We start from the raw sequence: 12844 nt of genomic DNA on the forward strand, positions 1-12844 counted from the left end.
GCGGCCGCTCATTCGGGCACAGGCTCCGGTGCCAGGTTCTCATGGGGAAGATCGGGGCGCCGTTCCAGGGACATGTCCCTCAGATAGCGCAGCACCACAATGCCCACCGCAGTGGCAGGCACGGCGAGGAAGGCCCCGACGATGCCGAAGAGGGTTCCACCGGCCGTCACTGAAGCGAGGATCACGGTGGGGTGGATTTCGAGTGTTCTGCCCACCAGGAGCGGCTGGATGAAATTGCTCTCCAACTGTTGAACCACCACAACGATTGCCAGGACGATCAGCGCCGTCACCCAGCCGTGGGCGAGGAAGGCGATGACAGTCGCCAGGAGCCCGGACGCGATGGCGCCGACCACCGGGATGAAAGCCGCGAAGAAAATGAGGACGGCCAGCGGAATGGCCAGTGGGATGTCGAGCACCACGAGGCCGATTCCGATGAAGATCGCATCCACCAGCGCTACCGCGGCCTGCGCCATGATGTAGGAGGACAGCGCCTGCCAGGACCGTTCGGCCACGCGGGCGGCGTGCCCGAAGGCATCCGAGGTGGTCCACCGGCTGGTCCAGGGCAGGAAGCGGTCGCCGTCCTTGAGGCAGAAAAAAGCGAAGACGAGGGTGAGAAGGAGCACGATCGTGCCCGAGGTGAGCGTGCCGAGCCCCGCGGTGATGCCGCTGACGATGTCTCCCGTGTGGACGCGTGCCTGCTCGAGCATGGTGTCGAACACGGTGTTGAGGTCGGCATCCACCAGATTGAACGGCGGGCCGGTGATGAACACGGTGAGTTCGGCAAGGTTGTCCCGCGCCAGCGCAGTGAGATCACGCACACCGGAAGCGATGGTGGGAACGGTGAGCGCCCCGATCCCGCCGACGACGGCGAGAAAGGCCAGTAGTGTCATGAATGCGGCGAGCACCCGCGGCAGTGCCTTCCGGACTATCCGGTTGAGTGGCCAGAGGACCGAGGCGAGCAGCAGTGCGAAAAGCGCTGGAAGCACGATGGACCACAGCGCACGGATCACGAGCCAGAGGATCACCAGGCCGGCCAGAACCACGATGCCCCGTGCGGTCCATGCGGCGGCGTTGGTCAGTCCGGAGGCGAAGGCGTGCCGGCGGAACCGCCGGGCCGCCGTGGCGCCGTGCGGCGTGGCCGGCTCCTCGCCGGGGACCCTATTGGCCGCGCCTCGGCCGCCGTCGTCGTTCATCGAATCGGTTGTCACCGATTCATCCTGCCCTAGATGGCACGGCATGCACAGTCAGGGTGCCGTGCTTCCCGCCAGCATGTCCGCCGCCTCCGTGTCGTCCCGGATCTGGCGTACGAACCAGTCCACCAGCAGTCGCCCCGCTCCCGGGTGCATGGCCCGCGCGTCGTGCTGCTGGGCGTGCCAGCGCTCGACGTCGGCGGGCGGACTCATCCGCGAGAGGAAGGCGGTGAGCGGACAATCCCCGACCGTGCGCGGATGGGGTGAGCCGAGGCGGGCGAACTGCCAGTGATACGCAAGGGCGCCGAGGTGGGTGCGGAAGTGGTGTGCTCGAAGTGGATACCCGAAGTGCGCGACCCAGGCGGCGGCGTCCGCCGCGGGCATCGGCCTGCTGAAGTAGTAACCCTGCCCGAGCGTGGCACCGAGGATCGCAGCGGCTTCCGCCACGCCCTCATCCTCAAGGCCTTCGACAACAACGGCCATCCGGAAGTCCCTGCCCATCTGGATCAGCGTTGCGATGAGGCTCAGGGTTTCCGGAGGCTTGTGCCGGATCCCCGCCAGCAGGTCGCGGTCCAGCTTGATCGCCTTGAAGGGCAGGGACGAGAGCCTCTTGAGGCTGCTGTACCCGGCCCCGAGGTCATCCATCGAGATACCCACACCCAGCCTGGTGAGCTCCTGCAGCGCATGCCGCTGGCACTCCCACTCCAGTGTTTCGGACTCGAGCAACTCCAGGCCGAGCCGTTGGGGTGCGATTCCGGAACGATTGAGCGCCTGCTCGATCAACAGGGCAAGGCCCGGTTCGAGCAGTGTTGTAGGTGGCAGGTTGACCGAGATATCAAGGGAAAGCCCCTGCACGTCCCACATCGCGAGTTGAGAGAGCGCCTTCTCGAGCATTGCAGTGAAAAGGTGGTCCAGATCGGTGCGATCGAGGTGCGCCAGGAACTCGTCGGGAGACGTGAGGCGGCCGTCCGGGAGCCGCAGGCGTGCCAGCGCTTCGACCAACCGCACGGAACCGTCGCGGAGGTCGATCACCGGTTGCACATGCATTTCAAGGCCGTCGTCGAACAGCGCCAGCCGGTACTCGTCCAATGGCACCACCGACGTCCGGAGGCATTCGTTCAACCGATTGTGCAGCATCAGATCCACGACAGCACCTTCGACTACAGGGACTTCCCCTGCCATTTCCCACCAGAGGTTCCGCTTCCGCTTGCGGATTTTCACGTCGGACAGAGCCGCATCGGCACTCTTCAGCAGTGATGCCGCATCCAGGCCGTCCTCGGGGAAGAGTGCAACGCCCAGACTCATCCCGATTCGGACACTCTCGCCGTTGACCAGGAATGGAGACTCCACCGCCTCGTGGAGGCGGTCCAGGATCCGCGGAAGGTCGTGGTGCGCGGTTTCCCGCACCACGTCCTTGAGGATGAGGACGAACTCGTCGCCCCCCATCCGGCCCAGGAAGTCTTCGTCCCTCAGGCGCCCCTGAAGCCGGGCCGCCCACTCCTTGAGCAGGGCGTCCCCCGTGGCGTGGCCATGGGTGTTGTTCACGGTCCGGAAATCGTCGAGGTCGATGACACCGACCGCCGAGGTCACCTCGGGATGGGCGCCAGCGCTGAAGAGCTCATCGAGACGGGTGCTCATGGCGATTCGATTGGGCAGTCCGGTCACCGAATCGTGAAGGGCCTGGAAACGCAGCTGCTCGAGCAGCGCCATCCGCGTGTTGATGTCCCGCTGGATGCTGACGAAGTGCGTGATGACGCCGTTCCCCGAGCGCAGCGGTGTGATCCGCAGGGCATTCCAGAAGGCTGAGCCGTCCTTGCGGTAGTTGAGGATCTCGCCGCTGAAATCCTCGCCCGCCGCCAGCGCCCCGCGAATGGCCGCCGTGGTTTCGGGATTGGTCCCTGGGCCCTGCAGCATCCGGCAGTTCCTGCCCAGCGCCTCGTCACGCCCGTACCCGGTGATGGCGATGAACGAATCGGAGACGTGGAGGATGTTCTGCCGGGCGTCGGCGATGAGGGAGATTTCCGACGTTGCAGCCATGGCCTGGATGAGGAGGTCATCGGGCAATGCGGCATCGGCGAAGTGCGGTGCTGAGCGCAGCTGCATGGAGGAATCCCCTTCGAGAACACCAGGCCACCAGGGGAAGCCCCCCCGCAGGCAGCCGTGGATCTACTGGAATGCTAACCGCTAATCGCGCGGTCGGATCGTTAACGCGTAGGTCGACCGGCATCCGCCGCGAAGGTGGCAGCCTTCCATGGCGCAGTAGGTAGGAATAGCGCACGGAACCCGCTTCGGAAGGAAGAGGTATGAGTATTTCCACCGCTGTGCCGGTATCGAACGGTCCCAGCCAGGAGGACCTCGCCGACGGTCGCCGAGCCTACGAACTGGACCGGCAGCATGTGTTCCACTCCTGGTCCGCCCGGGAACTCATCCAGCCGTGGCTACGATCAACGCCATGCGCGGGGAGAAGATGGTCGAGCACGCCGCGCGACTGGGACGCGAGGTCTTCGGTCCGGGTCTGGTGGAGCTTGCGGCAAAGCATCCGTCAGTCGGTGAGGTGCGGTGCGGGGACTCAACCGCATCCACCTTGCACCGCCGCTGAACCTCCCGGTCGAGGACGCGCGCACCGGGCTCGCTATTCTCGACGATGCGCTGACGGTAGCCGACAAGTACGGGAAGGACCAACCCCCACCCCTGCTCATTAAGCACCTATGGCGGCTACTCCGGCGCGGAAGGAGCCTTAAGTGCTTAATCAGCGGGGGTTATAGGGTTCGATCATGAACTACGGAAAACTCGGCTCCACCGGCCTCGACGTCTCCCCACTGGCCCTCGGCTGCATGACCTACGGCGAACCGGACCGTGGCTCCCACCCCTGGACGCTGCCGGAGGCCGAAAGCCGACCGCTCATCAAGCTCGCCGTCGACGCCGGCATCAACTTCTTCGACACCGCCAACGTCTACTCGGACGGCACCAGCGAAGAGATCGTCGGACGGGCGCTCGCCGACTACACCCGGCGCGACGACGTCGTGATCGCCACGAAGGTGCACGGCCGCATGCACGACGGCCCCAATGGCGCGGGCCTCTCCCGCAAGGCGATCTTCGCCGAGCTCGACAACAGCCTCCGGCGCCTCGGCACCGACTACGTGGACCTCTACCAGATCCACCGCTTCGATCCCTCGACACCCCTCGAGGAAACCCTCGAAGCCCTGCACGACACCGTCAGGGCCGGCAAGGTGCGCTACCTGGGGGCGTCCTCGATGTATGCGTGGCAGTTCTCGAAGGCCCTGTACGTCCAGCAGCTCAACGGCTTCTCCCGCTTCGTCACCATGCAGGACCATTACAACCTCATCAACCGCGAGGAGGAGCGCGAGATGTACGGGTTGTGCGCCGACCAGGGCATCGGTGTGCTCCCGTGGAGCCCGCTGGCCCGTGGCAAGCTCGCGCGCGCGTGGGACGAAACGACGTCGCGCTCGGAAAGCGATGCCTTCGGCAAGACCCTGTACGGCACGTACGACGCCGACCGCCGGGTGTCCGACGCCGTCGGCGAGGTGGCAGCGAATCGCGGCGTGTCCCGGGCGCAGATCGCCCTCGCCTGGGTCTCACGTAACCCGGTGGTGTCGGCGCCGATCGTGGGCGTCGGGAAGCCCGGCCACCTCGAGGATGCGCTGGCGTCGCTGGCGATCGAGTTGACCGCTGATGAGGTCGAGGCGCTCGAAAGCCACTACGTTCCCCACCCCGTGGTCGGTTTCTAGTGCGGCACGGGCTTCTCTGATGGCGATGGCCCTCCGACCGATGACGGCCGGTGACGCCGACGGGATAGTCCACTTCCTGACCTCCAACTCGTTTCCCTTCCACGTGGTTGCGGATCATACCGACTACTCCGCGCGGGCGGCAGTCGCGTCCGGGCGGTTCTGGAGCGAGGAGTCGCAGGGCTACTGGGTGGAGGCGGATTCCGGGCGCCTCGGGCTCGTTGTGCTGGAGGACCTGCAGGACGACACACCGATGTTCGACCTCCGCCTCGCCGAAAGGCACCGCGGGCGGGGCCACGGCGAGCTCGTGGTGCGGGCCGCGTGCGACCTCGTCTTCACCACGCTGCCGCATGTCCGAAGATTCGAGGGCCAGACCCGGGAAGACAACCGGGCCATGCGCCGGGTCTTCCTGCGCTCCGGTTTCCTCAAGGAGGCCCACTACCGGCTCGGCTGGCCCGTCGGCGACAACCGCTTCGCGGCGTCCGTGGCGTACGCGATCCTGCGGGTGGACTGGGCGAGTGGTACGGTCACGCCCCTGGAATGGGACGACGAACTGGCACTACCGGATGGTACGACTACGCCGCGGAGCGCGCGTGAGCGCTGACTGGGTCTTCCACTCGGGCCGGATCTTCGACGGGCATCGGATCCTGCCGGGGGCGACGGCAGTAGCCATCTCCGGGGGACGGATCACCGCGGTCGGGACCGATGCCGAGGTGAGGGCCGCCGTCGGTGCTGCGCGGCAGAGCGTCGATCTTGCCGGACGCCTCCTCACACCCGGCTTCACCGACGCACACAATCACGCGGCCATGGGCGGAGTGGAGCGGATGGCGTGTGACCTGACACCGGCCGCGAGCGCCGCTGAGACGCTGGCCCTGATAGCCGACTACGCCCGCAACTCCCCCACCCCATCCGGTGCTGCCCCTGCCCATGCGCGCCCGGACCATACCGGCCCGGCCTGGATCACCGGCGGCGGCTGGTACAAGGGCCACTATCCCGGAGGTTTCCCGCAGGCGGACCTGCTCGACGCCGTCGTGCCACACCGCCCGGTGTACCTCCTCAACCGTGACCACCACAGTGCCTGGGTGAACACCCCTGCGCTGAAGTTCGCCGGGATCGGCGCCGGAACTCCCGATCCCCCTGACGGGCGGATCGAACGCTTCGCGGACGGCACGCCGACCGGCATCCTCCACGAGGGCGCCATGGACCTGGTGTCCAAGTTCCTGCCACCGGTAGCATTCGCGACTCTGGTGAGCGGGATTCTCGAGGCCCAACGCTACCTGCACTCGGTGGGTGTGACGGGGTGGCAGGAGGCAATCCTCGGCGACTATGCCGGTTATCCCGATGCCAGCCCGGCGTACCGCGAGCTCAGCGCGAACGGCCGGCTCACCGGCCGCGCGACCGGGGCGCTCTGGGTACCGCGGACGACGACGGCGGCAGAAGTGGGCGCCCTGGTCGAGGAGTTCCGGAAGCGACGCCGGGTCAACGCCGACGCGGGCTTCCGGACCTCCAGCGCCAAGATCATGGTGGACGGCGTACCCGAGAACCGCACGGCAGCGATGCTGGAGCCGTATTGTGATCGGCAGTCGGACGCTCATCCGGCTCCGCAAGCTCTCCCAAATCAGAATCAGAATCCGGATTCACGTTCCGCTGCCGGCCCGGCGTCCTGCGCGTGCAGCAGGAACGCCGGCCCCTCCTCCGACCGCGGCTTCCTCTACCTCTCCCCGGAAGTCCTCACGGTACTTGCGGTGGAGCTTACTGGCGCCGAGTTCGACCTCCACCTCCACGCCATCGGCGACCGCGCCGTACGCACAGCGCTCGACGCCGTAGGACAATCGCGCCGTGCCACGGAGTTCACCCACGCTGCCGGACCGCACTCCGCCTGGGAGCCGCGGCACCAGATGGCCCACCTGCAGGTGGTGCATCCCGACGACATCCCCCGTTTCGGCGCCCTCGACGTCACGGCGAACCTGCAGGCCCTCTGGGCCTGCAATGACGACCAGATGCTGGGCCTCACCGTGCCCCTGATCGGTGGCGAGCGGGCCGGCTGGCAGTACCCGTTCGCTGCGCTGGAACGCGCGGGGGCCCCGCTCGCCATGGGGTCGGACTGGCCCATCTCGAGCCCCGACCCATGGCAGGCCATCTCCGTTGCCGTCAACCGCGCGCACCCGGCCCACCCCGACGCCGGACCGCTCGTCGCAAACCAGGCACTCACCCTGCAGGAGGCCCTCCGCGCCTACACCTCGGGATCTGCCTCTGTGAACCGGCTCGACGACGGCGGGACGATCACGCCCGGCGCCCTGGCCGACGTCGTCGTTCTCAGCACTGATCCCTTCAAACTGGATCCGGCCGACCTGCACACGGTGCGGGCCGGGCTGACGATGGTGGGCGGCGTCGTGGTGCATGATGCCGGAGGCCCGTGAATCGAATGCTCAGCGTAGACGGAGAACGGTCACCGTCAAGCTGAACCTGGTGCCCCGCGAGCAGATTTTCCAGAATATCGACGACCAGCTCCAGGCGGGCACCGCGCCGGACCTGTTCCGGGTGGACTACGGAACCATCGGCGCCTACAGCAGCCAGGATCAGCTGCTCGACCTCAGCAGCTATTTTGACACCGCGGATGCCGAAGCTTTCCTCCCCGCCATGTGGCAGGCCATCCAGTACAACGGCATGCCCTACGGAGTGCCGCACCAGACGGATACCTCCGCGATCGTGTATCGCCGGGACCTGTTCGAGCAGGCCGGCATTTCAAGCGTTCCGGACAGCCTCGATTCCGCCTGAACCTGGGAGGAGTTCGAGGGCGTTGCCCAGCAGCTCGGTCGATCCACCCGCTGGCTGAGCTGGCTGTTCCAGGCAGGTGGACGGCTCTTCAACGAAGACCTCTCAGGGCCCGCCATCGAGTCCGAGGCCGGAACGAGGGCCCTCACTTCCACACAGAACCTGTTCCGGGAGAACCTGGCGCCGCCCAACCGCTCGGTGAAGTCCTCCACCTACGCCGATAGTGCCTTCGCGGCCGGCACCACGGCTCTGGCGTCCGTCGGTGATTTCGTGCTTCCCAGCCTGGACGAAACCATCACCGACTTCGAATGGGGCGCAACCTACCTGCCCCGCGACGAACGTGGGGCATGTGATCTCGGCGGGAACGCGCTTGTCGCCACCAAGAACGCGAGGAATCCGGAACTCGCAGCCGAGTTCCTCAAGTTCATAGTGCAGCCGGACCAGATGTCCGATTTCTGCGCACGCGCCATGGAACTGCCCACACTGCAGTTCCTGGTAGGAACCGATCTCGACTACCAGACACGCCCCGATATCGCCGGTATCTTCGTGGACCAGGCAACCACACTCCAGCCCGAGGATGTCCAGCAGCTGACGAACCCGGCGATGGCCGAGATCAACCCCAAACTGCGTGACCAGCTCGAAGCCGCCTTCACCCAGAACCAGTCGGCCGAGGAGACGCTGGCGAACATCGCAGCTGCGGTGGCCGAGGCCACCGGCTGATGTCCGCGGGCACCTCCGAGCGCGAGGGAGCCGCTGTCCCAGCGACCCCGGCTTCGACGTACGCCCCAGGTGCCGGGCGGTCCGGGAAGCGGTTCCGCTCCACCAGCACGGCCTACGGCTTCCTCACCCCCAACCTTGTTCTCCTCGGGCTGTTCCTCTTCCTCCCATTGGGCTGGGCCTTCCTCATCAGCTTCCAGGAGTCCAGTGGTTTCGGAGCCAGCGGATGGGTGGGCCTTGACAACTACCGGCGGCTGGTCACCGACCCCACGTTCTGGCAGTCCACGGCGAATACCGGATTATGAACCCTCATCACGGTGCCGCGGCAGGTGCCGCGCACGCGGCACGACTGGGAACCGCCGTCGTCGTCGGACTGGTGATGATGTTCCCGCTGTACTGGATGATCACGCTTGCGTTCTCACCGAACGTCGATGTCTTCAGCCGGGAACTGAACCTGTGGCCCTCGTCGTGGACCCTCGACAACTTCCGGCGCATCTTCACGAGCTTCCCCACCGCTCTCTGGTTCGGTAACTCGGTGGCCATCACGTCGATCGTCACTCTCCTCACCGTCACGGTGAACCTGCTGGCCGGGTATGCCTTCGCGAAACTCACCTTCCGCGGCAAGGGCGTCATCTTCCTGCTGGTCCTGAGTACCATGATGATTCCCGTCCAGGTGCTGATGGTGGCCCAGTTCCGGCTGGTCACGGAACTGGGGATCTATGGGACGTTCTGGGCCGTGATCCTGCCGGCGGCGGCGTCGGCCTTCGGAATCTTCCTGGCCCGCCAGTTCATCATCGCGATACCGGATGAACTCATGGAGGCCGAAAATGGACGGCGCCGGCAACGTCCGGATCTTTCTCCAGATCGTCCTCCCGCTCTGCAAACCCTTGATCGCGGTGCTGGTGCTGCTGACGGTGATGTACCAGTGGAACGATTTCGCCTGGCCGCTGATCGCGCTGAAGGACAGCGAGCTTTTCACCCTGCGGATCGGGCTGATCTTCCTGCGGGGCAGTACGGGGCGGACTGCGGGTCCATCATGGCCCTTGCCCTGATTTCGATCCTGCCCATCGTGTTGATGTTCCTGTTGTTCTGGAAGTACTTCGTCCAGGGCCTCGCCCGCAGTGGTATCCGTTGAAGTCCTGAGGGGTGCAGAGACGCAGCCCTCGAGGAACCGCAGTGCCCACCGAATAGGATGGGAGACCCATGGAACATTTTCGGCTTGTCCGCACAGCCGCAGGGATCCTGCTGGCCCTGCCGCTGCTGACCGCGTGCGGCGATGCGCCGGCCCTGGAAGTCTTCGAACAGGCACAGGCAGAGCACGACATCGTCACGATCCAACGGGATCTCGAGGGGATCGACCTGTCCTCCACCCGCTTCCTTGCCGACCGCGACGGCATCGAATATTTCGTGGCGGCACCCACGGATTCCGACGGGCGCAGCGCGTGCCTCCTGGTGGAGGAGGGCCTCGGGGTTGCACTCGAGTGCGGCCCGATCACTCCGGGTGAGCCCGGCGTGATCATCCGTGACAGCAGGGCCACGGTGGTGCTGCTCCCCGACGAGTACAACCGCGATCTACTTGACGCCGAGGGCTACCGGCTGCTGCACCCGAACCTGGCGATCCGGGAAGTCCCCGAAGTCTGAGAGCCCCTACGCCTGGATCTGCGGTTCAGCGACTATCACCCGGTGGTTCCCCTCACACTGGAAGACGCCGAGGGTCCCTTCGGGAACGGGCCCCTCGGCGGGCCACTGGCTTTCATCCAACTCCTGCAGCGGCTTTCCGCAGGACGGGCAGGATGCTTCCATGGTTTACCTCCTCGTTGAACGCACGTACTTCTTCAATTAGACCCCGCCCACCGATGGAGGAACAGGAATATCTCACCTCGCACAGCAGCAGTAAAGAGCAGGTTCGCGCTGTCCCGGCTGTTGAGGCCGGGGACAACCCTTCCTAGGCTTAGGCACATGAAATCCGCCACCGCACCGCGCAAAGCAGAATCCGGGGAGCTCACCCTCTCCAGCCTCGCTGAACTCGCGGATCTCGTGCCGTCCGGCGACTACCTCTACCTGCGGTACTCCAAGGGCTTCGAAGCCGATAGGGATTCCAATAGTCTCGACGCCGAGAGCGGGCTGACGCTGCCAGGATTGTCCGTCAACCCCCTCACACCGGAGTCGTGGTGGACCCGGCCGCTCAAGGACTGGCTTGCACGCCAGATCTGCCAGTACGAGCACCTTGCGGAGGACGAGGACCGCTACGCATGGGTACTCACCGGGGCGTGCGTGGGCCGGGGCCCGGACTGCGAGCCGCTGCTCGTCGACGTCCGTCCGCTCGGCCGGCTCGATCCAGAGGTGCTGCAGGAAGCAAAGCGGGTCTACGAGGAGCAATTCGATGCCGGCGAACGGCCGTCGCAGGACTGAACTCGATCCAGCCAGGACCGGATCGAGACTGAACCGCCAAAGCCGAGCCGGAATCGATCGGATTGAGCGTTCAGCGGCGGGTCCGCCGGGTGAGCGAGCGGAACACCAGCTCTCCCGCTACAGCTCCCCCGGCCGCGACAGCGACAACGCCCGCGACAGGAGGCCGGCGTCGTCCGCTCCCATCGGACCGTCGGCCCACCCTGCTCGTGGTTGGGTCCTCTCCGCGTGTCAGGAGCGGGAGGTGCTCGATCGAATGGGCTACCCGCGCCAGCAGGGTGCTCGTGCGATGGAGAACCGGTGAAACGGCTTTCGGCCTCTGCAGTATTGCGGTGTCGACCGCGTCGCGGATGCGGTCGATGAGTGAAAGCGGAACTGCCGCGACGGCGTTGCCTGGCGGCCGCCTTGCCACGACCGGATGAGCGCGGGTGGGGGCGGTTCTGCGGACCACCTCCCAGGAGATGCCCATCAGCTGAAGCAGGCGTTTGCTCACCACTTCCTGCAGCCGGGGGAAAAGCTTGTCCTCCTCGTCGCGTACGTCCTCCCCCAGCACCTCGACCAGCCGGTCGAGTACGCGTTCCCGCTCCGGGTCCCCCTCCTCGAGGGTTTCAAGCCGCGTCACCAGTTCATTGACCTCCTGGTGCTCCTGCTCCACCTCAAGGGTGAGTTGTTCACCATCGGGCAGGACCCGCCGCACCACGGGCCACAGCACCGCCTCCTCGGCGAAGGCGTGGGGAAACACCAGCCGGTAGATGCGCCGCAGCACATCGCCCTGCTCGGCTCCTCTCGATCCTTCCAGTTCCTTCAGCAAGGCGTTGAGCTTGACGTGGTCGTTCTTCTGCCGAACCAGGACGCTCGTGGGGCCACCCAGCTCCGCAACGGTCTGGTGTGCGACTGACGGGTACATGGGCGTCCTTTCGGAGGGAGTTTCCGGTATCAGTACCCCGGAGGACCCGATTCGAAACACTTGCCGCTACACCAGCGACGGCTCCGGCAGCCGGTGGAATTCGGAGGCGTGGAACACGAGCGGCACGGAGTCCTTGTCCTCGAACTGCAGGCCGTGCACCCGGAGGAGCACCACCTGGTGATCTCCGGCGGGATACTCCGCCTCGACCGAGCAGTCCAGCCACAGTACGGCGTCGGAGAGCAGTACGGCGCCGGCGGGCGTGACTTCGATGTCGAGTGCTGCGAACCGGTCGGCTGACTTCGACGCGATCTGCAGGCAGGCATCCTTCTGCCCGGAGGCCAGGACCGAAACACCGATACGGGGTTGCTTTCGCAGCTCCGGCCAGGTGCGCGAGGTGTTCTGGATGGCGAACATCACCAGTGGCGGATCGAGCGACACCCCGACGGTGAACGAGGAAGCAACAATGCCCTCGGGAACTCCGTCCACCCGGGCACAGAGCGCTGCGATCCCTGAGGGAAAGCGCCCGAAAGCCTGCCGTAGAACCGCCGGCTCCAGATTGACATTCAACGCCATGCCCACTTCCTTCGAAAAAGGCGTCGTCCCGCGTACCGAAAAGCAGAAGGCAGCGGGGGAAACGCCGTACTTGCCCCTCGGGCGAAAACTGCCCAGCGGCCGAATCATCACCTGGAGCACCCCGCTACGACGAGAGGGTTGCTGTCCAGCCGGCCAGGGCCTGTGGCTGGAACTCTTGATTGCGCCTCCCACGCTAGGGGCATCCCGAGCCCGCCGTCAACGCCGGGCACGACACAGAACGTAAGAAAGCTGCTGTCCGCCCTTTATGACCGTCTGTGACCTGACCCGACTGGACAGCGGAAAGATCCGGCATACAGTGGGGTCAGCTTCAAGAGATGCGGCCGTCAAGCTCCGACTTGGCCGCGCACCAACCCCATGCTTTCCGGGTGGTTCGGATGACGAAGTGGGCTGCACCCACCGCATCTGTTGCGGCGTCCGGTGCGGTCAAGAGCAATCGGAAGGATGACGCATGATGCGTTTCCACAGCTGTCCACTTCTCACCGCCTGACGCCACCCCGCCTGCGGCA

General features: G+C 65.8%; 13 protein-coding genes, 1 pseudogene and 2 riboswitches. Of the genes and pseudogenes, 9 read left to right on the top strand and 5 right to left on the bottom strand.

What is annotated here, in order from left to right:
* Window positions 1-8: 8 nt before the first annotated feature.
* A complete protein-coding gene (locus IWX65_RS04355) occupies window positions 9-1208 on the bottom strand; it encodes an AI-2E family transporter (RefSeq protein ID WP_196881210.1) in 1200 nt (399 codons plus the stop codon).
* Between the two features lie 36 nt (window positions 1209-1244).
* Window positions 1245-3293 carry a putative bifunctional diguanylate cyclase/phosphodiesterase gene (locus IWX65_RS04360; protein WP_196881211.1) on the bottom strand — a complete coding sequence of 683 codons (2049 nt, stop codon included), beginning with the start codon at window positions 3291-3293 and terminating at the stop codon, window positions 1245-1247.
* Between the two features lie 331 nt (window positions 3294-3624).
* Between IWX65_RS04360 and IWX65_RS18040 the strand changes: the two genes are divergently transcribed.
* The 8 genes and pseudogenes from IWX65_RS18040 (at window position 3625) to IWX65_RS04410 (ending at window position 10069) form a co-directional block, all read left to right on the top strand.
* Entirely contained in the window at window positions 3625-3789 is a 165-nt protein-coding gene (locus IWX65_RS18040; protein WP_196881212.1) for a hypothetical protein, read from the top strand.
* 175 nt (window positions 3790-3964) lie between these two features.
* Window positions 3965-4939: an aldo/keto reductase gene (locus tag IWX65_RS04370; RefSeq protein ID WP_196881213.1), complete on the top strand. Its 975-nt coding sequence runs from the start codon at window positions 3965-3967 to the stop codon at window positions 4937-4939.
* 19 nt (window positions 4940-4958) lie between these two features.
* Window positions 4959-5540, top strand: coding sequence for a GNAT family N-acetyltransferase (locus tag IWX65_RS04375; protein ID WP_196881214.1), 582 nt, complete (start codon window positions 4959-4961; stop codon window positions 5538-5540).
* Entirely contained in the window at window positions 5530-7356 is a 1827-nt protein-coding gene (locus IWX65_RS04380) for an amidohydrolase (RefSeq protein WP_196881215.1), read from the top strand. The genes IWX65_RS04375 and IWX65_RS04380 overlap by 11 nt, the downstream gene beginning before the upstream one ends.
* Window positions 7340-8431, top strand: a pseudogene (locus IWX65_RS17695) (ABC transporter substrate-binding protein). The gene IWX65_RS04380 and the pseudogene IWX65_RS17695 overlap by 17 nt, the downstream one beginning before the upstream one ends.
* Complete coding sequence (locus IWX65_RS04395) at window positions 8431-8733, top strand: sugar ABC transporter permease (RefSeq protein ID WP_196881217.1); 303 nt, start codon at window positions 8431-8433, stop codon at window positions 8731-8733. The pseudogene IWX65_RS17695 and the gene IWX65_RS04395 overlap by 1 nt, the downstream one beginning before the upstream one ends.
* On the top strand, window positions 8730-9563 hold the full coding sequence (locus IWX65_RS17700; protein ID WP_334683647.1) for a carbohydrate ABC transporter permease: 834 nt from the start codon (window positions 8730-8732) through the stop codon (window positions 9561-9563). The genes IWX65_RS04395 and IWX65_RS17700 overlap by 4 nt, the downstream gene beginning before the upstream one ends.
* Before the next feature lie 68 nt (window positions 9564-9631).
* Window positions 9632-10069: a hypothetical protein gene (locus IWX65_RS04410; RefSeq protein WP_196881220.1), complete on the top strand. Its 438-nt coding sequence runs from the start codon at window positions 9632-9634 to the stop codon at window positions 10067-10069.
* A gap of 6 nt (window positions 10070-10075) precedes the next feature.
* Here IWX65_RS04410 and IWX65_RS04415 read toward each other — a convergent pair whose 3' ends face one another.
* A complete protein-coding gene (locus IWX65_RS04415; protein ID WP_196821650.1) occupies window positions 10076-10231 on the bottom strand; it encodes a hypothetical protein in 156 nt (51 codons plus the stop codon).
* Window positions 10232-10387: 156 nt separating this feature from the next.
* Here IWX65_RS04415 and IWX65_RS04420 point away from each other — a divergent pair, with 156 nt between their 5' ends.
* Window positions 10388-10840, top strand: a complete 453-nt coding sequence (locus IWX65_RS04420; RefSeq protein ID WP_196881221.1) for a DUF6098 family protein — start codon at window positions 10388-10390, stop codon at window positions 10838-10840.
* A 70-nt stretch (window positions 10841-10910) separates the two neighbouring features.
* Here the strand turns inward: IWX65_RS04420 and IWX65_RS04425 are convergent, their stop codons facing one another.
* Together IWX65_RS04425 and IWX65_RS04430 are read right to left on the bottom strand one after the other, a co-directional pair.
* Window positions 10911-11744: a hemerythrin domain-containing protein gene (locus IWX65_RS04425; protein ID WP_196881222.1), complete on the bottom strand. Its 834-nt coding sequence runs from the start codon at window positions 11742-11744 to the stop codon at window positions 10911-10913.
* Between the two features lie 66 nt (window positions 11745-11810).
* A complete protein-coding gene (locus IWX65_RS04430; RefSeq protein ID WP_196881223.1) occupies window positions 11811-12317 on the bottom strand; it encodes a flavin reductase family protein in 507 nt (168 codons plus the stop codon).
* A 61-nt stretch (window positions 12318-12378) separates the two neighbouring features.
* Window positions 12379-12498, bottom strand: a riboswitch (SAM riboswitch).
* 145 nt (window positions 12499-12643) lie between these two features.
* Window positions 12644-12774: riboswitch (SAM riboswitch) on the top strand.
* The last annotated feature ends 70 nt before the right edge of the window (window positions 12775-12844 follow it).

It is taken from the genome of Arthrobacter sp. CAN_A214 (genome assembly GCF_015751955.1).
In the GTDB taxonomy this organism is placed as follows: domain Bacteria; phylum Actinomycetota; class Actinomycetes; order Actinomycetales; family Micrococcaceae; genus Arthrobacter_D.

Bases quoted from the DNA above. Each gene is read 5' to 3' on its own strand.
- IWX65_RS04360 (WP_196881211.1), bottom strand. From the start codon at position 3,293: ATGCAGCTGCGCTCAGCACCGCACTTCGCCGATGCCGCATTGCCCGAT.
- IWX65_RS04370 (WP_196881213.1), top strand. From the start codon at position 3,965: ATGAACTACGGAAAACTCGGCTCCACCGGCCTCGACGTCTCCCCACTG.
- IWX65_RS04375 (WP_196881214.1), top strand. From the start codon at position 4,959: ATGGCGATGGCCCTCCGACCGATGACGGCCGGTGACGCCGACGGGATA.
- IWX65_RS04395 (WP_196881217.1), top strand. From the start codon at position 8,431: ATGTCCGCGGGCACCTCCGAGCGCGAGGGAGCCGCTGTCCCAGCGACC.
- IWX65_RS17700 (WP_334683647.1), top strand. From the start codon at position 8,730: ATGAACCCTCATCACGGTGCCGCGGCAGGTGCCGCGCACGCGGCACGA.
- IWX65_RS04410 (WP_196881220.1), top strand. From the start codon at position 9,632: ATGGAACATTTTCGGCTTGTCCGCACAGCCGCAGGGATCCTGCTGGCC.
- IWX65_RS04415 (WP_196821650.1), bottom strand. From the start codon at position 10,231: ATGGAAGCATCCTGCCCGTCCTGCGGAAAGCCGCTGCAGGAGTTGGAT.
- IWX65_RS04420 (WP_196881221.1), top strand. From the start codon at position 10,388: ATGAAATCCGCCACCGCACCGCGCAAAGCAGAATCCGGGGAGCTCACC.
- IWX65_RS04425 (WP_196881222.1), bottom strand. From the start codon at position 11,744: ATGTACCCGTCAGTCGCACACCAGACCGTTGCGGAGCTGGGTGGCCCC.
- IWX65_RS04430 (WP_196881223.1), bottom strand. From the start codon at position 12,317: ATGGCGTTGAATGTCAATCTGGAGCCGGCGGTTCTACGGCAGGCTTTC.